The organism is Serratia sp. HMSC15F11 (assembly GCF_001808215.1).
In the GTDB taxonomy this organism is placed as follows: Bacteria; Pseudomonadota; Gammaproteobacteria; order Enterobacterales; family Enterobacteriaceae; genus Serratia; species Serratia nevei.
Map to the genome: position 1 here is coordinate 19061 of NZ_KV792463.1, position 21305 is coordinate 40365.

General features: G+C 60.3%; 21 protein-coding genes. 8 read left to right on the plus strand and 13 right to left on the minus strand.

Features of this window, described 5'->3' with window-relative positions:
* Positions 1-25: 25 nt before the first annotated feature.
* Positions 26-451, minus strand: a complete 426-nt coding sequence (locus tag HMPREF3138_RS13385) for a GNAT family acetyltransferase (protein WP_004936504.1) — start codon at positions 449-451, stop codon at positions 26-28.
* A 204-nt stretch (positions 452-655) separates the two neighbouring features.
* Between HMPREF3138_RS13385 and amiA the strand changes: the two genes are divergently transcribed.
* The 3 genes from amiA (at position 656) to HMPREF3138_RS13400 (ending at position 2978) form a co-directional block, all read left to right on the plus strand.
* A complete protein-coding gene (amiA, locus tag HMPREF3138_RS13390; protein ID WP_038881268.1) occupies positions 656-1537 on the plus strand; it encodes an N-acetylmuramoyl-L-alanine amidase AmiA in 882 nt (293 codons plus the stop codon).
* A 65-nt stretch (positions 1538-1602) separates the two neighbouring features.
* Positions 1603-2523, plus strand: coding sequence for an oxygen-dependent coproporphyrinogen oxidase (gene hemF / locus HMPREF3138_RS13395; RefSeq protein ID WP_038881266.1), 921 nt, complete (start codon positions 1603-1605; stop codon positions 2521-2523).
* On the plus strand, positions 2523-2978 hold the full coding sequence (locus tag HMPREF3138_RS13400; protein ID WP_038881320.1) for a YaiI/YqxD family protein: 456 nt from the start codon (positions 2523-2525) through the stop codon (positions 2976-2978). Before hemF ends, HMPREF3138_RS13400 begins: the two co-directional genes overlap by 1 nt.
* Before the next feature lie 25 nt (positions 2979-3003).
* On the opposite strand, the gene HMPREF3138_RS13405 is transcribed toward HMPREF3138_RS13400, so the two are convergent.
* The 4 genes from HMPREF3138_RS13405 to HMPREF3138_RS13420 form a co-directional block, all read right to left on the minus strand.
* Positions 3004-5244, minus strand: a complete 2241-nt coding sequence (locus tag HMPREF3138_RS13405; protein ID WP_038881264.1) for a TonB-dependent receptor domain-containing protein — start codon at positions 5242-5244, stop codon at positions 3004-3006.
* Between the two features lie 120 nt (positions 5245-5364).
* Positions 5365-7491, minus strand: coding sequence for a S9 family peptidase (locus HMPREF3138_RS13410; RefSeq protein ID WP_080213651.1), 2127 nt, complete (start codon positions 7489-7491; stop codon positions 5365-5367).
* A 54-nt stretch (positions 7492-7545) separates the two neighbouring features.
* Positions 7546-8343 (minus strand): TonB family protein, encoded by a 798-nt coding sequence (locus tag HMPREF3138_RS13415; RefSeq protein WP_070559114.1) that lies wholly within the window; start codon positions 8341-8343, stop codon positions 7546-7548.
* A gap of 102 nt (positions 8344-8445) precedes the next feature.
* Positions 8446-9285: a ChaN family lipoprotein gene (locus HMPREF3138_RS13420; RefSeq protein WP_038881258.1), complete on the minus strand. Its 840-nt coding sequence runs from the start codon at positions 9283-9285 to the stop codon at positions 8446-8448.
* Positions 9286-9462: 177 nt separating this feature from the next.
* On the opposite strand from HMPREF3138_RS13420, the gene mmuP reads away from it, so the two are divergent.
* Both mmuP and mmuM read left to right on the plus strand, forming a co-directional pair.
* On the plus strand, positions 9463-10872 hold the full coding sequence (gene mmuP, locus HMPREF3138_RS13425) for an S-methylmethionine permease (protein ID WP_038881254.1): 1410 nt from the start codon (positions 9463-9465) through the stop codon (positions 10870-10872).
* Positions 10862-11800 (plus strand): homocysteine S-methyltransferase, encoded by a 939-nt coding sequence (mmuM, locus tag HMPREF3138_RS13430; RefSeq protein ID WP_038881252.1) that lies wholly within the window; start codon positions 10862-10864, stop codon positions 11798-11800. Before mmuP ends, mmuM begins: the two co-directional genes overlap by 11 nt.
* An 8-nt stretch (positions 11801-11808) precedes the next feature.
* Here mmuM and HMPREF3138_RS13435 read toward each other — a convergent pair whose 3' ends face one another.
* The 7 genes from HMPREF3138_RS13435 to HMPREF3138_RS13460 form a co-directional block, all read right to left on the minus strand.
* Positions 11809-12165, minus strand: a complete 357-nt coding sequence (locus HMPREF3138_RS13435) for a type II toxin-antitoxin system death-on-curing family toxin (protein WP_038881250.1) — start codon at positions 12163-12165, stop codon at positions 11809-11811.
* Complete coding sequence (locus HMPREF3138_RS13440) at positions 12162-12473, minus strand: type II toxin-antitoxin system Phd/YefM family antitoxin (protein WP_223294862.1); 312 nt, start codon at positions 12471-12473, stop codon at positions 12162-12164. The genes HMPREF3138_RS13435 and HMPREF3138_RS13440 overlap by 4 nt, the downstream gene beginning before the upstream one ends.
* A gap of 7 nt (positions 12474-12480) precedes the next feature.
* Positions 12481-14760, minus strand: coding sequence for an NADP-dependent oxaloacetate-decarboxylating malate dehydrogenase (gene maeB / locus HMPREF3138_RS13445; RefSeq protein WP_070559116.1), 2280 nt, complete (start codon positions 14758-14760; stop codon positions 12481-12483).
* A 215-nt stretch (positions 14761-14975) separates the two neighbouring features.
* Complete coding sequence (locus HMPREF3138_RS26725) at positions 14976-15149, minus strand: Rz1-like lysis system protein LysC (protein WP_038881246.1); 174 nt, start codon at positions 15147-15149, stop codon at positions 14976-14978.
* Positions 15130-15510 (minus strand): DUF2570 family protein, encoded by a 381-nt coding sequence (locus tag HMPREF3138_RS13450; RefSeq protein WP_038881243.1) that lies wholly within the window; start codon positions 15508-15510, stop codon positions 15130-15132. Before HMPREF3138_RS13450 ends, HMPREF3138_RS26725 begins: the two co-directional genes overlap by 20 nt.
* Entirely contained in the window at positions 15507-15908 is a 402-nt protein-coding gene (locus HMPREF3138_RS13455; protein WP_038881240.1) for an L-Ala D-Glu endopeptidase ChiX, read from the minus strand. Before HMPREF3138_RS13455 ends, HMPREF3138_RS13450 begins: the two co-directional genes overlap by 4 nt.
* Entirely contained in the window at positions 15898-16224 is a 327-nt protein-coding gene (locus tag HMPREF3138_RS13460) for a phage holin, lambda family (RefSeq protein WP_004936551.1), read from the minus strand. The genes HMPREF3138_RS13455 and HMPREF3138_RS13460 overlap by 11 nt, the downstream gene beginning before the upstream one ends.
* Positions 16225-16517: 293 nt before the next feature.
* Between HMPREF3138_RS13460 and HMPREF3138_RS13465 the strand changes: the two genes are divergently transcribed.
* Complete coding sequence (locus tag HMPREF3138_RS13465) at positions 16518-18017, plus strand: chitinase ChiB (RefSeq protein WP_038881237.1); 1500 nt, start codon at positions 16518-16520, stop codon at positions 18015-18017.
* Positions 18018-18102: 85 nt separating this feature from the next.
* Here the strand turns inward: HMPREF3138_RS13465 and HMPREF3138_RS13470 are convergent, their stop codons facing one another.
* Positions 18103-19044, minus strand: a complete 942-nt coding sequence (locus HMPREF3138_RS13470) for a LysR family transcriptional regulator (RefSeq protein ID WP_038881234.1) — start codon at positions 19042-19044, stop codon at positions 18103-18105.
* A 404-nt stretch (positions 19045-19448) separates the two neighbouring features.
* Here HMPREF3138_RS13470 and HMPREF3138_RS13475 point away from each other — a divergent pair, with 404 nt between their 5' ends.
* Both HMPREF3138_RS13475 and tal read left to right on the plus strand, forming a co-directional pair.
* Positions 19449-20042 carry a chitin-binding protein/chitosanase CBP21 gene (locus HMPREF3138_RS13475; RefSeq protein ID WP_038881231.1) on the plus strand — a complete coding sequence of 198 codons (594 nt, stop codon included), beginning with the start codon at positions 19449-19451 and terminating at the stop codon, positions 20040-20042.
* Between the two features lie 256 nt (positions 20043-20298).
* On the plus strand, positions 20299-21249 hold the full coding sequence (gene tal / locus HMPREF3138_RS13480) for a transaldolase (RefSeq protein WP_070559118.1): 951 nt from the start codon (positions 20299-20301) through the stop codon (positions 21247-21249).
* The last annotated feature ends 56 nt before the right edge of the window (positions 21250-21305 follow it).

Here is a 21305-nt window from a genome sequence, read left to right on the forward strand (position 1 = left end):
TGCAACGCCGCCGCCCGCCGCTCGATCAATATTCCTGATCTTCGATCAGCCGCTTGCCCAGGCTGGTGATGCCCTGGATCTCGTAGCCGAGCTTCTCGTACATCTCGACTACCGTGTCGTTGTCTTCGCGCACCATAATCTGGATCTTCGGGCAGCCGCGGGCGATCAACTTCTTCTCCAGACGATTGATCAACGCATTGGCGATGCCGCGCCCGCGATAGTCGGGATGCACCCCGAGGTAATACGCCGAGCCGCGGTGGCCGTCATAACCACCCATCACCGAACCGACCACTTCGCCGCCGACTTCCGCCACCAGGAACAGCTCCGGATCGTGGTTCAGCTTGCGCTCGATATCCATTTCCGGATCGTTCCAGGGCCGCAGCAGATCGCAGCGCTCCCATAGGGTAATGACCTCTTCAAAGTCGTCTTGTCGAAATACGCGAATTTCCATCGATGTTGGCCGCTGTTAATTAAGGTGTTTATTTGATTATCGCGTGATTATTCACTTACGCAATATCAAACTGCGATTTACCGCGCTATTTGCCCAGAAATCGCCGGTAACAGGCGTAATAAATGGAAATAGTTATCGGGTCGATTAATGATTATCAATACGATATAACGTCGCAAAATAGAAACGTCGATGGAGCGTTGCGTAATGAAAAAGCAGGGTAAACAATTCCTCAATTTTAAGCCGCTTGCCGTTTCCCCGACGCGACGCCAACTTTTGCTTTCCGGCCTGGCGGTGGCGCTGTTCGGCGTGAAAAACCGCAGCGCCAAGGCGGAAGGCCTGCTGCGCAATCAGCACAGCAAACCGGCGGCGAAACCGGCCGGCGGCAAAAAACTGGTGATGATCGATCCCGGTCACGGCGGCATCGACTCCGGCGCGGTCGGCCACGAAGGCTCGCAGGAAAAACACATCGTGCTGGAAATCGCCAACCACGTGCGCCGTTTTCTGCATGAGCATGACCACGTCGAGGCGCGCCTGACGCGCGAAGAAGACGAGTTCATTCCGCTGTTCCAGCGGGTGGAGATCGCCCACCAGCACCAGGCCGACCTGTTCATTTCGATTCACGCCGACGGCTTCACCAGCCCATCGGCCTCCGGCGCTTCGGTGTTCGCCCTGTCCAACCGCGGCGCCAGCAGCGCCATGGCGCGCTACCTGTCCAACCGTGAAAACGCCGCCGACGACGTGGCGGGCGGCAAGTACAAGGATCAGGACAACTACCTGCAGCAGGTGCTGTTCGATCTGGTGCAAACCGACACCATCAACAACAGCCTGACGCTCGGCCGCCACGTGCTCGGCCAAATTCGCCCGGTACACCACCTGCACAGCGACAGCACCGAACAGGCGGCGTTCGCGGTGTTAAAATCCCCGTCCATTCCCTCGGTGCTGGTGGAAACCTCGTTCATCACCAACCCAAACGAAGAGCGGCTGCTGGGCACCACCGCGTTTCGCGAGAAAATAGCCCGCGCCATCGCGGACGGCATCGTCAACTTCTTCGACTACTTCGACGCCCACCAGCGCAAACCCCGCTGATGCCGCGCGCGGCGAATAAGAGTATACTCAGCGCCTTGTTCAGCCAGACGCTATAAAGACCCCGCATGAGTTTACCTAACATCGCTGAAGTAAAATCCTTCCTGCTGGCGCTGCAGGATCATATCTGCGCGCAGCTCGCCCAGGCCGACGGCGGTGCCGTGTTCATCGAAGACCAATGGACGCGTGAAGAAGGCGGCGGTGGCCGCAGCCGCGTACTGACCAACGGCGCGGTGTTTGAACAGGCGGGGGTCAACTTCTCGCACGTCTCCGGTGCCACCCTGCCGGCCTCGGCCACCGCGCACCGTCCGGAACTGGCCGGGCGCAGCTTCCAGGCGATGGGCGTCTCGTTGGTTATCCATCCGCTCAGCCCTTACGTGCCCACCAGCCACGCCAACGTGCGTTTCTTCATCGCCGAAAAACCGGGCGAAGCGCCGGTGTGGTGGTTCGGCGGCGGCTTTGATCTGACGCCGTTCTACGGCTTCGAAGAGGATGCCGTGCACTGGCACCGCACCGCGGCCGATCTGTGTGCGCCGTTCGGCGACGAGGTCTACCCGAAATACAAGCAATGGTGCGACGATTACTTCTTCATTAAGCATCGCAACGAAGCACGCGGCATCGGCGGCCTGTTCTACGACGATCTGAACACCCCGGACTTCGACCACTGCTTCGCCTTCACCCGCGCGGTGGGCCAGGGCTTCCTCGACGCCTATCTGCCGATCGTCGAAAAACGCAAGGCCTTGACCTGGGGCGAGCGCGAGCGCCAGTTCCAGCTGTATCGCCGCGGCCGCTACGTAGAGTTCAACCTGGTGTGGGATCGCGGCACGCTGTTCGGGCTGCAAACCGGCGGGCGCACCGAGTCCATCCTGATGTCGATGCCGCCGCTGGTGCGTTGGGAATATAATTACCAGCCGGACGCCGACAGCCCGGAAGCGGCGCTGGCGCGCGATTTCCTGCCGGTGCGCGACTGGCTGCAGGAGCCGAAATGATGCAGATTTGGGTCGATGCGGACGCCTGTCCGAACGTGATCAAGGAAGTGCTGTTCCGCGCCGCCGATCGCACCGCCATCACCGTGACGCTGGTAGCGAACCAACCGCTGCGCACGCCGCCGTCGAAGTACATCCGTTCGCTGCAGGTGGCGGCCGGCTTCGACGTGGCCGATAACGAGATCGTGCGCCGCTGCGAAGCGGGCGATCTGGTGATCACCGCCGACATTCCGCTGGCGGCGGAGGTCATAGAGAAAGGCGCGGTGGCGCTGAACCCGCGTGGCGAACGCTATACGCCGGACACCATCCGCGAGCGCCTCAACATGCGCGATTTTATGGATACCCTGCGCGCCAGCGGCATCCAGACCGGCGGCCCGAACGCGCTGAACCAGCGCGACCGCCAGCAATTCGCCAACGAGCTGGACAAATGGCTGCTGCAGGCGAAACGGGCGCTGTGATGAACTGCGCCCGTTTCGCTGCGGTTTAGAAGCGCACCTCCCCGCCGAAGATATAAGTCCGCCCACGGGCGGTGTTGGTCGGCGTCTCATACTGCGACTGCGACGGCAGCGAGTTCATCTTGTTCAGCGCGTCCGAATAGTCTTTGTCCATCAGGTTTTGCACGCTGAGCTTCAGCAGCAGATTGCGATTCACCTGATAGGTGCCGTACAGATCGATAATGGTCGGAATATGCGGCGCCGGCTCTTTCAGCAACTGCTCATTCTCATCGTAATCAGAGTCCGGCGACAGGCGCACCGATTTGCCGGTGTATTTCACCACCCCGCCCAGCGTCAGTTTCTCGTCCAGCAAGCGTACCCCGCTGTCCAGCGTGAAGTAGAATTCCGGCAGTTCGCTGACATCGCCCGCGCCGAACACGTTGCTGGCCTGGTTGGTCGGCTGCGAGGTATGCTCCTTGCTTAACGACAGCTTGGTGAAGGCGAAACCGGCGTCGTACAGCGCTTCGAGCTCCACCCCGCGCATTTTGACCGGTTCGGGGGCGTTGCTGTACATGGTCATGCTGACGTTGACGTCCGCGTTATCCCACTCTTCCTGCGTCGCCTGCGAACGGTTGCACTTCTGGCGGTTTTTACACACCAGGTAGGTTTGGCTGGATATGTAGTTTTTGATTCTGGTTTCGAAATAGACCGCTTTCAGTTGGAAACTGTCCTGCTTGAACAACAGATCGTGGGCATTGGCGTTGAACCCGCCCTGCCAGGTCTCCGCTTTTTCGCCCTTCAGGAACGGGTTCATCGACTGGCCGCCGCTGTTGGCGAAGAACACCTCCTGGATATTCGGCCCGCGCATCGACTTGCTGTAGCTGACGAACGGTTGCAGCCACGGCGTCACCTGCGCCGACAGCATGACCGACGGGTTGAAGCCGTGTTCGTTGCGGTTGATATTGCCGGCGCCCTGCGGGAAGCACTCTACGCGCTCGTCACAGGCCGGCTTATAGCCGGAAAGGCGATAGGCGGTGTAGTTCAGATCGAAATTCCCCTGCCAGATACCGTAGTTGGCCTGCAACCCACTGTACAGGCTGGAGATATCCTGCTTGCCCGACATTCCCACCGGCATGCTTTCCGCCTGATTGTCATCCGTCACCAAACCGGAGGCCTTTTTCTTATACTCGTTGCGCACCAGCTTGCCGCCGTAGCTGAAGGCGAAATCGACGTCCTGCAGGCTGAAACGGCTGGTGTTGTTGATATCCAGCGCATCGGAGATGTTTTTCGCCGTGCTGTCGCTGAAGCCCGCCATGTTGTTGGACATGAATTTCTGCTCACCCCGGCTGGTGCTGGCGGTCAGGTTGAAATCGATCAGTTCCGAGAACGGCGCGTAGTGATATTTAAGGTAAAAATCGTCGCTGTCGATGTGGCGGCGGGTGATTTTATTCTGGTAGCTGCGCGCCGACAGTTCGATGCTGTTGAAGGCATCCGGCTTGATGTCCACCTTAAACAGCTGGGATTTCGGGTTCTGGCGGTAGGTTTTATCGACGTTGAACATCTCGCTGTCGAAACCGGCGCCGTTTTTGTAGTTGGAGGTGATGGAACTGCCGCTGATCGCTGCCATCGCGCCCAGGCTGCCGCCGTCGGCAAAGGCGGCAGTTTTGGCACCGACGGCGATCATGCCGCTGCGGCCGATGCCGTTATTGCCCACCGAGAATTTGGTGCGCACGCCGAACGGGTTATCGGAAAACACCACGTCGTCCACGCCGATAGTGCGGAAGTTGGCGCTGCCCGCCAGAGCGTTCACCCCAGCGGAGCCGGTGGCATTGCCGCGCGCCACGTCGACGCCGACGATAAAGTTAGGATCGATCAACGCCCCGAACTGGCTGGTGGGCAATCCCCCGTGCGCTGCGTCGCTCGGCGAGTTGCCGTAGTAGTTTTGCGTGATGCCGTCGACCATGGTGTTGACCCGGCCAAAGCCGCTCAGGCCGCGAATATTGACGCTGACCGATCCCTGCCCGGGATCGATCTGGGTATAGGTGCCCGGCATACTGCGCAGAATGCTGTCCACCGACTCCAGATTCTTGTTTTCATCGCGCGAGCTGAACGCGCCCGGCCGGGCCAATGCGTCTTTTTCGCTGCTCTTGCCGCTGTCGGCGGCCGAGACGTTGAGCGGGCTGAACGCCACGCTGCCTTTATTATTTTCCGCCTGTTCCTGCGCGGCCGCAGCCGGCCCGTACAGCGCCAGTCCCGCGCCGATCAGGCTCGCTATCATTTTGATTTTCATATATCCCCAGAAATAGCCAATAAGGTTTGATGGCCGACAATGCCCAGCAAAAAGCCCGCCGAAAGCGCGGTAAAAGTTGTTATTGTTTTATTGCGCCGCAGCGTGCTGCGGCGCTGAAGGTTATTTCTGCGCCTGCCGATCCGCCGCCAGAATAAAGGCGTACTCCAGCGCGCCGTTTTCCAGCCGCGCCAGGCGGCCCGATTTGCCGCCGTGGCCGGCGGTCATGTCGGTGGAGAGCAGCAGCAGCGAATCGCCCTGCTTGAAGCGCCGCAGCTTCGCCACCCATTTGGCCGGCTCCCAATACTGCACCTGCGAGTCGTACAAGCCGCTGGTGACCAGCAGGTTCGGGTAACGCTGCCTGCGCACGTTGTCGTACGGGCTGTAGGACTTCATCAGCGCATAGGCGGCCGACTGGTGCGGGTTGCCCCACTCCTCGTATTCCCCGGTGGTGAGTGGAATGCTGTCGTCCAGCATGGTGGTCACCACGTCGACGAACGGCACCTGCGCCACCACCGCGTTGTACAGCTGCGGCGCCTGATTGATCACCGCTCCCATCAGCAAGCCGCCGGCGCTGCCGCCCATGGCGTAGATGCGCCCCGGTTGGCCGTAGCCGTCTTTGATCAGCGCCTGGGTGGCGTCGATGAAGTCGTTGAAGCTGTTCGGTTTATGCGTCAGCTTGCCCTGCTTGTACCAGCTCTGCCCCAGCTCGCCGCCGCCGCGCACGTGGATCAGCGCATAGACGAAGCCGCGATCCAGCAGGCTGATGCGGTTGGCGCTGAACGCCGGATCCATGCTCATGCCGTAAGCGCCGTAGCCGTACACCAGCAGCGGGTTATGCCCGTTTTTGAACAGCGATGTGCGGTACACCAGCGAGACCGGCACCTTCACGCCGTCGCGCGCCGTGACCCAGATGCGCTCGCTGTGATACAGGCTCGGATCGACACCTTTCACCTCCTGCTGCTTCAGCAGGGTGCGCTCGCCCTCGTTCAGATCCCACTCATAGGTGCGGGTCGGCGTGGTCATCGCCGAATAGCCGTAGCGCAACCGATCGCTGTCCGGCTCGGGGTTATAGCCCAGCCAGGCCATGTAGCTGGCGTCGTCGAACGGGATGGCGCGCTCGGTTTTGCCGTCCCAGCTGATTTGCCGCAGCTGCACCAGCCCGTTGGCGCGCTCCTGCACCACCAGCCAGTCGCGGAACAGGCTGAAGTTCTCCACCTCGTGCTGCGCCTGCGGCGCGATCAGCGTCTGCCAGGGTTTGCCCGCCGCCGCCGTGCGGTACAGGCCAAAGTTCGGATCCTGATGGTTGGAACGCAGGTAGAACTCACCGCGGTAGTGATCGAGGTAATACTCGCGGCCGTTCTGCCGGGCGGCGAACAGCTGCGGCTCGCGCTGCGGCTGGTTGGCGTCGATCAGGCGCACTTCGGAGGTGGTGTTGCCGCTGATGGTCAGAATCAGGTAATCGCGCGAGGACGAGCGGCCGAGGCTGAGGTAGAACGCCGGATCGTTTTCCTGGTACACCAGCTTATCTTCCGCCGTCGGCGTACCGTACTGATGGCGATAGACCTGGTATGGCAACAGCGTTTGTGGGTGGTTGCGCACGTAGAACAGGGTTTGGCTGTCGTTGGCCCACACCATGTTGCCGGAGGTGTTTTCCAGCGTTTCCGGCGACCAGCGTTCGCTGCCTATCTCTCGCAGGGAGATGCGGTATTGGCGGCGGCCCTGCAGATCTTCGGCCACCGCCAGCCGGCGGTTGTCCTGGCTGACATCCATCGCCCCCAGGCGATAGTAGGCGTGGCCGGCCGCGCGCTGATTGGCGTCCAGCAGGGTTTGCCACGGCGCGTCGGCGGTGAGCGCCTGGCGCTGATACAACGCGAAATCTTTACCGGCAGCGTAGCTTTCCTGATAGCGATAGCCGTTGAGCTGATACGGCACCGAACGATCGTCAGGGTTCATGCGGCCCAGCATCTCCTGATACAGCGTGGCGCGCAGCTTCTGGTACGGCGCCATCATCTGCTCGGTGTAGCGGTTCTCCGCCTTCAGGTAGTCCAGCACCTTCGGCTCTTTTCGGCTGTCGTCGCGCAGCCAGTAGTAATCGTCGGTGCGCGTCTCGCCGTGGGCGGTCAGCGCTTTCGGCGCGCGCTCCGCCAACGGCGGCTGCGGTTGCGCCAGCGCGGCGCCGGCGATGCCTAAAGAAAGCCAGAGCGCGGCCGCGATGCGACGGCGCGGGGTGAATAACAGCGGATTCATAATCCCTCACGAAGTTTGAAGAGGCGCACGACGGCGATGCGGCGCCTGCGGGCATTAACGGCGGGCATTCAGCTCCGCCAGATTGAAATCGATCGGCATCGTCACCTTGACGGCCCCCTGCTGCAGCATCTCCGGCGGCGGCGGCGGCAACGGCTGGGCGCGCGACCCCACCGCCACCGCTTCCCGATCCAGCGACGCGGTGCCGGAACGCACCTGCAGCATGACGTTCGAGACCCGCCCCTGCGCGTCGACGCTGAAGCTGACCTGCGGCATGCCGCTGCGCCGGCGGCTGCGGGCATCCAAAGGGTAATCCTTGATGCGGTTCAGTTTGCCTTTCACCAGGCTCTCCCACGACAGTTTGGCCTGCGCGTTGCTGTTGGCGTCGCTGTTGATCGGTGCGGCGGTCTGATGAGAGAGCGTCTGCGCCTGCGGCGCGGCGGCGCTGGACGCGGCGGCATTGCGCGTCTCTTTGGCCTGTTCCTGCGGCTTCGGCTGCGATTTTTGCGGAGGGCGGTGTTTGGCGCGCTTCTTCTGCGCCGTCACGATTTTCGCTTTCTCGGCGCGCGCCAGCTTGGGCAGATCCGGCTGTTGCTGCTGCTCCGCAGGCTGCGCCGCGGCGGATTCCGCCTGCTGCACGCCCAGCGGCAGCGGCTTGCTTTCCGGCGCTTCAATCTGCGCCGCCCAGCTCATCATCACCGCCGGCGGTGGCAGTACCACCGGCTCCAGCGCCGTCTGCGGCCAGTAAAACAGCAGCACCAACGCCGCGTGCGCCGCCAGGGCGAGCAGCAGGCCGCGCGCCCAGCGCGGCTGTGGCAGTTCAAAGGCCGGGAGGGAGTAAGACTGACTTAACATAGGGGCATTAGCTAGCTTAATTGCGAATGATTGCAAATCACATTTACTAATGATAATCATTTGCAACTATAATTAACACCCCTTTTCACTGTCTTAACGTATTCATTTCACTGATGGTGTGATCCACAGGTAATCTGCGGTGTTCGCATCGACCTGTACGCCCGGCTCCGCCAACATCAGCACCGTCGGCGCCGCCGCCGGTTGCAGATCCCGCACGTGCAGCGGCACCCCCACCGATTTGGCGGCGTGATAGCCGCCGGCGATCAGCAGCGCGGGCGTCGGCGCCGCCAGCAGACGTTCCGCCATGCGCCGGTCGCGCTGCTGCTGGATCGCCAACATCGCCTGCAGCTGGTCGGCCTCAATCTGGCCGCCGTGCGAAGTGCGGATGGTCTCTTCCAGCGCCTTGCGCACCGCCGGCTGCGCCGATAGCTGCCCCGCCGGGAACTGCGGCTGCTGATAGAACGCCGTAATCTCGCTGCGATCCAGGTTGGCCGACCACAGCGGGTAAGGCGCGCGCATCGCCGCCATCGTCACCCCGCCATACAGCTCCCACTTCCAGCCCGGCTGCCAGGCGATCAGCTCCGCTACGCGGCCGTCACGCACCGTGGGATCGCTCTGCAACCACTGCTTGACCTTGTCGACCTGCGCCTGTTGGCTCGGGTTGATCATCTCCATCAGCACGCTGCCCTGCGGCCGCCGCAGCGGCAGCTGCTGCACCAGCCATTGCTCAATCTGATGGTGATAAGGATTGTCATGCTTCTCCCCCAGGATCACCCGCGGCTGCCGCGCCAATCGCGTCAACAGCTGCTCCGGCGTCAGGGTCGCGCCGCTGTGCAGATCGGTGATGCTCCCCAAACTCGCGACGTCGTTGGCCGGCGCTTTCACCGGCGCCTGGCTGCAGGCGCCGAGCGCCAACGCCGCCAATAAAATCAGGTATCTCATCATGTTGCCCCATTATCGAAAATGGCGACATTATAGATAATAATTATCATTTGCATATAGATCCGACTTAACGATTTTTTTACGCGCCGATCGCCGGCTGCGCATTGCGTTGAAAAAGCATTGCGGGTATAACCAATAGCCATTCAGATATTTAGACGTCTATACGGATAGATTATTATGCAACCATCGGCACCCGCCGCAGGACAGTTCAAACGCAGCATGAAGGCCCGGCACCTGGTGATGCTGTCGCTGGGCGGCGTGATCGGCACCGGGCTGTTTTTCAACACCGGCTACATCATCTCCACCACCGGGGCGCTCGGCACGCTGCTGGCCTACCTGATCGGCGCGCTGGTGGTGTATCTGGTGATGCTGTGCCTGGGCGAGCTGTCGGTGGCGATGCCGGAAACTGGCGCTTTTCACGTCTATGCTTCGCGCTATCTGGGGCCGGCCACCGGCTATGCCGTCGCCTGGCTGTATTGGCTCACCTGGACGGTGGCGCTCGGCTCCAGCCTGACCGCCGCCGGATTCTGCATGCAGTACTGGTTCCCGCAGTCGCCGGTGTGGCTGTGGTGCCTGATCTTCTGCGCGGCCATTTTCCTGCTTAACGTGGTGACCACCCGCTTTTTCGCCGAAAGCGAATTCTGGTTTTCGCTGATCAAAGTGGTGACCATTCTGGCGTTTATCATTCTGGGCGGCGCCGCCATGTTCGGCCTGCTGCCGATGAAAGACGGCACGCCGGCGCCGTTCCTGCATAACCTGACCGCTTCCGGCTGGCTGCCGCACGGCACGCTGCCGATCCTGATGACCATGGTGGCGGTGAACTTCGCCTTCTCCGGCACGGAGCTGATCGGCATCGCCGCCGGTGAAACCGAGAACCCGGAAAAAGTCGTGCCGCTGGCGATCCGCACTACGGTGATCCGCCTGATGCTATTCTTTATCGGCACGGTCTTCGTGCTGGCGGCGTTGATCCCGATGGATCAGGCGGGGATCGTCAAAAGCCCGTTTGTGCTGGTGTTTGAACGCATCGGCGTGCCTTACGCCGCCGATATCTTCAACTTCGTGATCCTGACCGCCATCCTGTCGGCGGCCAACTCCGGCCTGTACGCCTCGGGGCGCATGCTGTGGTCGCTGGCCCACCAGCGCACCCTGCCGGCCTACTTTGCGCGCGTCAATACACGCGGCATTCCGATCAACGCCCTGACCTTCAGCATGCTCGGCGGCGTGCTGGCGCTGTTGACCAGCGTGATCGCGCCGGACACGGTGTTCGTCGCCCTGTCGGCGATCTCCGGTTTTGCGGTGGTGGCGGTGTGGCTGAGCATCTGCGCGGCCCACTTTGCTTTCCGCCGCGCCTACCTGCGCAGCGGCCAGCCGATAAGCGGCCTGAAATACCGCGCGCCCGGCTACCCGCTGACGCCGATCCTCGGCTTTGCGCTGTGCCTGCTGGCCTGCATCGGGCTGGCGTTCGATCCGGAGCAGCGCATTGCGCTCTACTGCGGGCTGCCGTTCGTCGCCCTGTGTTACCTCACCTATTTCCTGACCCGGCGCGCCGGACAAAAAACCGCTTTGGGAGAACAACATGTCGGTTAACAACCCCGTCGCCCGCCTGCTGGCCGAACACCCCACGCTGATCCTGGACGGCGCGCTGGCCACCGAGCTGGAAGCGCGCGGCTGCGATCTGACCGATCCGCTGTGGTCGGCCAAGGTGCTGATTGAGAATCCCGAGCTTATCTATCAGGTGCATCTCGATTATTTCAACGCAGGCGCCCACTGCGCCATCACCGCCAGCTATCAGGCCACGCCGCAGGGCTTCTTGCGCCGCGGCCTGGATCAGGAGCAATCGCTGGCGCTGATCGCCAAAAGCGTGCAGCTGGCGCAACGCGCGCGCCGGGATTATCTGGCCGCGCACCCGCAGGCCGCGCCGCTGCTGATCGCCGGCTCGGTGGGCCCGTACGGCGCCTATCTGGCCGACGGCTCGGAATACCGCGGCGACTACCGGCTGGCGCAGGATGACATGATCGCCTTCCACCGCCCGCGCCTCGCCGCGCTGGCCGCCGCCGGCGTCGATCTGCTGGCCTGCGAAACGCTGCCGTCGTTCGCCGAACTGCAGGCGCTGCTGACGCTGCTGCAGGAATTCCCGACGCTCGGCGCCTGGTTCGCCTTCACCCTGCGCGACAGCCAACACCTCAGCGACGGCACGCCGCTGACGGAGGTCCTGTCCGCGCTGCGCGGCAACCCGCAGGTGTTGGCCATCGGCATCAACTGCATCGCACTGGACAAGGTCACCCCGGCGCTGCGCCAACTGGGCGCGCTGGCCGACAAACCGCTGCTGGTTTACCCGAACTCCGGCGAGCACTACGATGCGGTGAGCAAAACCTGGCACGCCTGCGGCGGCGAGCACGGCAGCCTGGCCGATCAGGCGACGGAGTGGCGCACGCTTGGCGCACAATTGATCGGCGGCTGTTGCCGCACCACCCCGCAGGACATCCGCGCCATCGCCGCGCGCTGTAAGAAATGAGCAGGGGGTTATTCGGCTAGCCGGCGTAAGTGTTCAGCGGCTTGTTCTACGTTGAGGCGGCCTTGAGCTGCTTCAACCGTAATTTCGACCAGTTCTGCGTCTTCCCGCAGTGCAATGCCATTAATACCGAGAAATAGCGCCATGCTTTGGAAGGCCGTACGTTTGTTGCCATCAAGAAAAATGTGACCGTGGCTGATGGCGATGAGATAGAGCGCGGCCAAGCGGTAAACGTCTGTGACGTTCTCGTAGTGGTAAGCATTGAGCACGCGGTTGGCTACAGCCTCAACTTTGCTGCCTTCCTGGCGGCCGTGAGGCACAATTTCAGCATTGAACTCCGCAATATCCTCTGCGGTCAAAAAGATCATCTATTCGCCAGCGCCTTAATCGTATCCGCGTGTTTAGCCTGAATGCGCGCTTTCACTTTGGCTTTGACCAAAACCTCATAGTCGGCCTTACTGATGATGTAAACCTCATCGTGTCCGCGGCGCGTCACTTCCACCGGCTGTTTTTGCGCTTCCAAAAGCACCTCGGCCAAATTGTTTCTCGCCGCCGTGTAGCTAATCGTAGTCATTTTCTTTACCTGTACATGTACATATTTGACGATTATTTGTACCACGTCTACTGGAAATAAAAAAGCCCCCGACGCCAGCGGCGCAGGGGGCCAGTCACTCAACCTGGGCTTACAGCGGTTCGGTCTGGGCTTCCACTACCGCCAGCGCCACCATGTTGACGATGCGGCGCACCGAGGCGATCGGCGTCAGGATGTGCACCGGCTTGGCGACCCCCATCAGCACCGGCCCGACGGTCACCCCTTCCGAGCAGGAGACGCGCAGCAGGTTGTAGCTGATGCGCGCCGCTTCCATGTTCGGCATGATCAGCAGGTTGGCCGAGCCTTTCAGCGGGCTGTCCGGCATCAGATCGTGACGGATGCTTTCCACCAATGCGGCGTCACCGTGCATTTCGCCGTCGATCTCCAGCTCCGGCGCCAGCTCGTTCACCAGCTCCAGCGTTTTGCGCATCTTGCGCGCCGCCGGGCAGTCGGAAGAGCCGAAGCTGGAGTGAGACAGCAGCGCCACCTTCGGCTCGATGCCGAAGCGGCGCACGGTTTCCGCCGCCATCAGGGTGATCTCCGCCAGCTGCTCCGGCGTCGGATCGTCGTTGACGTAGGTGTCGGCGATAAAGGTGTTGCCGCTCGGCAGCAGCAGCGCGTTCATCGCGCCGGCGACGTGCGCGCCTTCACGGAAGCCGAACACGTTCTTCACCACGTCGTAATGCTCATGGTAGCTGCCGATGGTGCCGCAGATCATCGCATCCGCTTCGCCGCGGTGCAGCATGATGGCGGCGATCAGCGTCGGGTTGCCGATCACCGCACGACGCGCCTGTTCCTGCGAGACGCCGCGACGCTTCATGATCTGGTAGTACTCGCCCCAGTATTCGTTAAAGCGCGGATCCGACTCGTTGTTCACCACTTCGAAATCCTTGCCCGGCGTCAGCTGCAGACCCAATTTTTTCAGGCGCATCTCGATCACGCTCGGGCGGCCGACCAGGATCGGGAAGGCCAGCCCCTGCGACACCAGCTCCTGCGTGGCGTGCAGCACGCGCTCTTCCTCGCCTTCCGCCAGCACCACCCGCTTCACCTCTTTGCGCGCCTGCGAGAAGATCGGCTTCATGAACAGGTTGGTTTTGTAGACGAACTCCGCCAGCTTCTCGACGTAGGCGTTGAAGTCTTCGATCGGGCGCGTCGCCACGCCGGACTCCATCGCCGCCTTGGCCACCGCCGGCGCGATCTTGACAATCAGGCGCGGATCGAACGGTTTCGGAATGATGTATTCCGGCCCGAAGGAGAGATCCTGGTCGTCATAGGCGGAAGCCACCACGTCGCTCTGCTCCGCCAGCGCCAGATCGGCGATGGCATGCACGCAGGCCAGCTTCATCTCTTCGTTGATGGTGGTGGCGCCCACGTCCAGCGCGCCGCGGAAAATAAACGGGAAGCACAGGACGTTATTCACCTGGTTCGGGTAGTCGGAGCGGCCGGTGCAGATGATGGCGTCCGGGCGCACCGCTTTGGCCAGCGGCGGTAAAATTTCCGGTTCCGGGTTGGCCAGCGCCATGATCAGCGGATCGCGCGCCATGGTTTTCACCATATCCTGCGTCAGGACGCCCGGGCCGGAGCAGCCGAGGAAGATGTCGGCATTCGGGATGGCGTCGCCCAGCGTGCGCTGGCCGTTATCCTCGATGGCGTAGGCGGCTTTGGTCTGCTCCATATTGGCGTCGCGGCCTTTATAGATGACGCCCTTGGAGTCGCAAACGGTGATGTTCTGTTGCCGCAGCCCCAGCGCCACCAGCAGGTTCAGGCAGGCGATGGAGGCCGCGCCGGCGCCGGACACCACCAGGCGTACGTCGGAGATATTCTTCTTCACCACGCGCAGGCCGTTGAGCACCGCCGCAGTGGTGATGATCGCCGTGCCGTGCTGGTCATCGTGGAACACCGGGATCTTCATGCGCTCGCGCAGTTTCTGTTCGATGTAGAAACACTCCGGCGCCTTGATGTCTTCCAGGTTGATGCCGCCGAAGGTCGGTTCCAGCGCGGCGATAATGTCGATTAACTTGTCAGGGTTATGCTCATCCACTTCGATATCAAACACATCAATACCGGAAAACTTCTTGAACAAAACGCCCTTGCCTTCCATCACCGGCTTACCGGCCAACGCGCCGATATTGCCCAGACCCAGTACCGCCGTGCCGTTGGAAATCACCGCCACCAGGTTGCCGCGCGCGGTGTATTTGTAGGCTGCCAACGGATCTTCGGCGATCTCGAGGCAAGGCGCGGCGACGCCCGGCGAATAGGCCAACGCCAGATCGCGCTGGGTCGCCAACGGTTTGGTGGGGGAAACCTGGATCTTCCCTGGGACAGGAAACTGATGGAAATCAAGGGCACTCTGTTTGAGCTGTTCGTCCATTATGGATTCCTTTGTTTTTTGCTTTTATGTTGAGGTAAGGCTTTGAGGCTGCGCCCTGCCGTGGGCCGTGGCGCCCAAGTACAATGACAGGGCGCAGCCTTGAAGTATAGTGAGAGAAACATCACAAACTTTGAAGCGGGCCATAACCTTGGCCGAAAGACCGTTTTAAAAGTAAAAAAAAGAAGGTCTGCGGGACGCGCACAGAAACGCCGCCGTCAGCGTGGCGGCAGCGTGGTGCGCCAGGCGTTGAGCGTCTCCACCTGGCCGGCGCAAATGTGTAACGAGGTTTGTAACGCCAGGGTATAGCTTACCGCATCGCCCCAGGTCTCCCCTTGCAGCTGCGGTTGCTCACAGGGCGCGAATACCGACTCAGGGGGCAACAGCGGCACGGCCTGCGGCGCCGGCGGCCGGGCGCAAGAGCTCAAGCACAGCGCCAGGCAGAGGCTGAGCGGCGCAGGGATCGTTTTTAATCGCTTCACGGTATTTCCTCTGATAAGCCTCGTGTTGTTGGCGCAGCTGCCGTTCCTGCCGCTGCTGCGCCGCCATCAGCGCACGGTTTTGCACATCCTGGGTCTGCAGGGTGGCGATCAGCCCGGCCTGCTGCGCCAGGCTTTTCTGCAGCTCTGCCGCCTGTTGCCGCGCGGACGCCAACTGGTGCGACAGCAGCGAGCTGTAGCCGCCGAGGCAGATGGCCGCCAGCAACAGCAGCAACAACCCGCCCTGCAGCAGTTTTTGCAGCCAGTCGCTCATGCCGGGTAATCCCGGAACGCCAGCTGGAAATGCGGGCCATCCTTGAGGGTTTTCCACTCGCCGCCCCATTCGACGTTAACCCCGCATTCACGCGCCGCACGCCGCACCGCCACCGCAATCTGCGCGTAGTAATCCCACTCCCAGGAAACCACGCCCGCCGGCATCGCCACCACGTCCACCGCGTGGCCGGTCAGGTGGCGGCTGCGCAACGTTTGGCTGCTGCCGGCGCGCACCATTTCCCGCTGGCGCGCCATGCTGCGCAGCCCCTCACTGACGGAGAACGGCACCAGCGAATAACGCAGCGCCAAACGAATAACGCGCACCAGATCCGGGTGTACGCCGCGCAGGTTCTCTTCGCTGCGGGCGGTAAAACGAATATCTTCGATGTCATTTAACATTTTTAAACCCCGTTTTTTTGCCAATGAATTTCTTAATTAAGGCGTTGATGTAATCCGCCCCCATAAAGCCAATCAGCACGCTGGCTAAATTCGCCCACTTTAATTCCAGGCCCATCAGCGCCAGCGCATCGCGCACCGTCCAGGCCAATAACGCGCACATCGCCGCATTCAATAAACGCCGCCGAATACCCACGTTGCGGTAGGCGCCGTGCAATAGCGCCATTACGCCGGCCAAAATGGCGTTTAATACCGGCTGAAGATATTCACATACTCGCTGGACTATTAAGCCAACAGCGTCAGGCTCTATGCTGGACATAGCTCATCTCCTTTTTTATTTTTAATTAAATGCCAATCACGGCCGGTGGGACATCGGATAATCAGAATCTAGTTAAGGATGCTATGACAAAGCAAATGAATAAATACAGACCCTATGGTCGAATTCATTCATGCTGAGCGCTGGCACAACACCTAAACGCCAATGCAGGTGACGGTGAACAAAAATTCATTGTTATCGTGATTTATTTCGACTTTTATTTTCACCAAAAATAAACATTAATGGCTACGGGAAATAGTTCCCCATCATAAAAACATCCACTCTGGAGAAATATCATGTCCACACGCAAAGCCGTTATTGGGTATTATTTTATTCCAACTAACCAAATCAATAATTACACCGAGTCCGATACGTCCGTCGTGCCGTTCCCGGTTTCCAACATCACGCCGGCCAAAGCCAAACAGCTGACGCACATCAACTTCTCGTTCCTGGATATCAACAGCAATCTGGAATGCGCCTGGGATCCGGCCACCAACGACGCCAAGGCGCGTGATGTGGTCAATCGCCTGACCGCGCTCAAAGCGCACAACCCCAGCCTGCGCATCATGTTCTCCATCGGCGGCTGGTACTACTCCAACGATCTGGGCGTGTCGCACGCCAACTACGTCAACGCGGTGAAAACCCCGGCGTCGCGCACCAAGTTTGCCCAATCCTGCGTGCGCATCATGAAGGATTACGGCTTCGACGGCGTGGACATCGACTGGGAGTACCCGCAGGCCTCAGAAGTGGATGGTTTCATCGCCGCGCTGCAAGAGATCCGCACCCTGCTGAACCAGCAAACCGTCACCGACGGCCGCCAGGCGCTGCCGTACCAGTTGACCATCGCCGGCGCCGGCGGCGCTTTCTTCCTGTCGCGCTATTACAGCAAGCTGGCGCAGATCGTCGCGCCACTCGATTACATCAACCTGATGACCTACGATCTGGCCGGCCCCTGGGAGAAGGTAACCAACCACCAGGCGGCGCTGTTCGGTGACGCGGCCGGGCCGACCTTCTACAACGCGCTGCGCGAAGCCAATCTGGGCTGGAGCTGGGAAGAGCTGACCCGCGCCTTCCCCAGCCCGTTCAGCCTGACGGTCGACGCCGCGGTGCAGCAACACCTGATGATGGAAGGCGTGCCGAGCGCCAAGATCGTGATGGGCGTCCCCTTCTACGGCCGCGCCTTCAAAGGCGTCAGCGGCAGCAACGGCGGCCAGTACAGCAGCCACAGCACGCCGGGCGAAGATCCGTATCCAAGCACCGACTACTGGTTGGTGGGCTGCGAAGAGTGCGTGCGCGACAAAGATCCGCGCATCGCCTCCTATCGCCAGCTGGAGCAGATGCTGCAGGGCAACTACGGCTATCAGCGGTTGTGGAACGACAAGACCAAAACCCCTTACCTGTATCATGCGCAGAACGGGCTGTTCGTCACCTATGACGATGCCGAAAGCTTCAAATACAAAGCGAAGTACATCAAGCAGCAGCAGCTGGGCGGCGTGATGTTCTGGCATCTGGGGCAAGACAACCGCAACGGCGATCTGCTGGCCGCGCTGGATCGCTATTTCAACGCCGCAGACTACGACGACAGCCAGCTGGATATGGGCACCGGCCTGCGCTACACCGGCGTCGGCCCCGGCAACCTGCCGATCATGACCGCGCCGGCCTACGTGCCGGGCACTATTTACGCGCAGGGCGCGCTGGTGTCCTATCAGGGTTACGTCTGGCAGACCAAGTGGGGCTATATCACCTCGGCGCCGGGTTCCGACAGCGCCTGGCTGAAAGTAGGCCGCGTGGCGTAAGCCATAAAAAAACCCCGTAGCCGAACGCTGCGGGGTTTTCATTGAGTTAACCGTTTGATTTTCGCGTCCCTTCGTCTCTATTCCTTCAGTTGTGGCACCAAGGATAGCCGCCATCCCGCACCACTTCCCGGCCCATCAGGCTGTAAACATCGCTTTTGCGCGTCAGCCGCTCATGCCACCAGCTAAACCCGGCGCCCTTGCTGGCCGGATGCCACGCCAGCCAAATCATTTCGTCGCCCTTTTGCATCTCCACCGGCACCGTCACCAGTTCGCCGCTGGCCAATTCCTTTTCGATCAGCGCAGGCGGCAGAAAAGCGTGGCCGATGCCGCGTTTGAGCAGCGCCAGGTTGCTTTCCACGTCGCACACCACCAGCTGACGCTGCAGAGGCAGTGTGCCGTGATTGCGTTTAGGCAGCTCATGGCTGCTGTCGGCGATCACCACCACGATGTCGTTCAAGCGCTGCTTCTTGCACACCGGCTTTCTCTGCGCCGCAAACGGGTGCGAAGGCGACACGCACAGCACGAAGTTGAGCTTGCCGAGCATCAGGGTTTTGGCCTGTACGCTGTCGGGAATTTGGCCGATGGCGATGATCAGGTCCGCCCGGTTGTTCTTCAGCGCATCCCAGGTGCCGTTCAGCGCTTCCCGCTGCACCGAGATATTGGCGTTCGGGCAATGCTGAATATAGTCACGGATATCCTGCGTCAGGGTCTCCAGCGGGAAGAAGGTGTCCACCGCCAGGCGGATATTATTGTCCAGCTTGGGGATGTTTCTTACCCGACTTTCCAGATCCTGCACCGCATTTAATATCCAGCTGCCCTCCTGCAGGAGAAATTCCCCTTCATCCGTCAGGGTAATCATGGGGCCATTGCGATGAAAAAGTTTCACGCAGAGTTTGCTTTCAATATTGGAAACCCGATAAGAGATCGCCGAAGGCGTTTTATGCAGCGCCTCCGCCGCCATAGAGAAAGAGCCGGTGCTCTTGATGGTGCTGATTATTTTAATCGCGTCCAGGGATAATCTAGTCATACAAATTCCTCTTTAAAATAAAATAAGAAAAATGACACTAAATTCCCAAGGTGGTGGCGCACAAAAATCGATCAAATCGAACAAGGGTACTCAAGGCAACAAGCAATATACTTCATAAATGAGAGCGCTATCTTAAATACTATTCATCACGACCTGATATAAAATTCATCATAGCGCCCTACTTTTACACAGCGACAGTTAAATAAATTCAGCCTAACGAGCAAAGATCGTCATCATAATAATTTTCGTTAATAGCCGTTAAAACATTCCGCTCTATCGCACGACCAGAATGATAAAAATAAAACAAGCCGACAAGAAGGGTTATTTCTAATTGCGTTATTAGTCTCTCATTTTGTCGGTGAAATACGCTCAACTTACAACATAATTTCAGTCAGGAGTGACTTATGAACAAAACTTCCCGTACCCTGCTCTCTCTGGGCCTGCTGAGCGCGGCCATGTTCGGCGTTTCGCAACAGGCGAATGCTCACGGTTACGTCGAATCGCCGGCCAGCCGCGCCTACCAGTGCAAACTGCAGCTCAACACCCAGTGCGGCAGCGTGCAATACGAACCGCAGAGCGTCGAAGGCCTGAAAGGCTTCCCGCAGGCCGGCCCGGCTGACGGCCATATCGCCAGCGCCAACAAGTCCACCTTCTTCGAACTGGATCAGCAAACGCCGACGCGCTGGAACAAGCTCAACCTGAAAACCGGCCCGAATTCCTTTACCTGGAAGCTGACCGCGCGTCACAGCACCACCAGCTGGCGCTATTTCATCACCAAGCCGAACTGGGACGCTTCCCAGCCGCTGACCCGCGCCTCCTTTGACCTGACGCCGTTCTGCCAGTTCAACGACGGCGGCGCCATCCCTGCCGCACAGGTGACCCACCAGTGCAATATACCGGCAGACCGCAGCGGTTCGCACGTGATCCTTGCCGTGTGGGATATAGCCGACACCGCCAACGCCTTCTACCAGGCAATCGATGTCAACCTGAGCAAATAATCGGCCAAATGAGGAGATCGTTGAGGGTTCAGCCTGGCGCTGAACCCTTATTTTTGCCTCTCACTTTACCGCCCCCTTCACCTCCCCCCGCTGCAAGCCGCGCCCCGCCTGGGTTTATTCGGCATTCATTGTTATTATCCATCGCAACAATCAGAAAAAGCGCATTTTCATTCCCGACCCGATGATGCAGTGTGTTCCCCCTATGATGAAAAAGGTTCTCATTTCCCTACGTTGAGCTTGGTCAAGGAGCTTATTAATGAATCAATTAGACGCACTCAAGCAGCTGACCACGGTGGTCGCCGACAGCGGCGATATCGAATCCATCCGCCAGTTCGAACCCCAGGACGCCACCACCAACCCTTCGCTGATCCTGAAAGCCGCCGCGCTGCCGCAGTATAAAGCGCTGATCGTCGAAGCGCTGGATTACGCCCGTCGTCAGGGCGGCAGCAAGGAAACCCAGCTGATCAACGCCAGCGATAAGCTGGCGGTCAATATCGGCGTCGAGATCCTCAAAAGCGTGCCGGGCCGCATCTCCACCGAAGTGGACGCCCGCCTGTCGTTCGATCGCGGCATGTGCGTCGCCAAAGCGCGCAAGCTGATCGCCATGTATCAGGAACAGGGCATCGACAAATCGCGCATCCTGATCAAACTGGCTTCCACCTGGGAAGGCATCAAAGCCGCCGAAGAGCTGGAAAAAGAAGGCATCAACACCAACCTGACGCTGCTGTTCTCTTTCGCCCAGGCCCGCGCCTGCGCCGAAGCCGGCGTGTATCTGATCTCGCCGTTCGTCGGCCGCATCTATGACTGGTACCAGGCCAAACAGCCTGCCGCCGACTACGATGCCGATCAGGATCCGGGCGTGAAGTCGGTGCGTACCATCTATGAGTACTACAAGCGTCATCGTTACCAAACGTTGATCATGGGCGCCAGCTTCCGTAAGGTTGAGCAGATTTTGGCGCTGGCCGGCTGCGATCGCCTGACCATCGCACCAAACCTTTTGGAACAGCTGAAAAACAGCGACCGGCCGGTCGAGCGTAAGCTGACCCCGTCTACCGAGGGCTTCCACCAACCTGCCCCGCTGGCCGAAGCGGAGTTCCGCTGGCTGCACAATCAGGACGCCATGGCGGTGGAAAAACTCGCCGAAGGCATTCGCCTGTTCGCCGTCGACCAGCAGAAGCTGGAAGACATGCTGGTCGCTCAACTGTAACCGTACTGGAGTTTCGTTATGTCTTCTCGTAAAGAGCTTGCCAACGCCATCCGCGC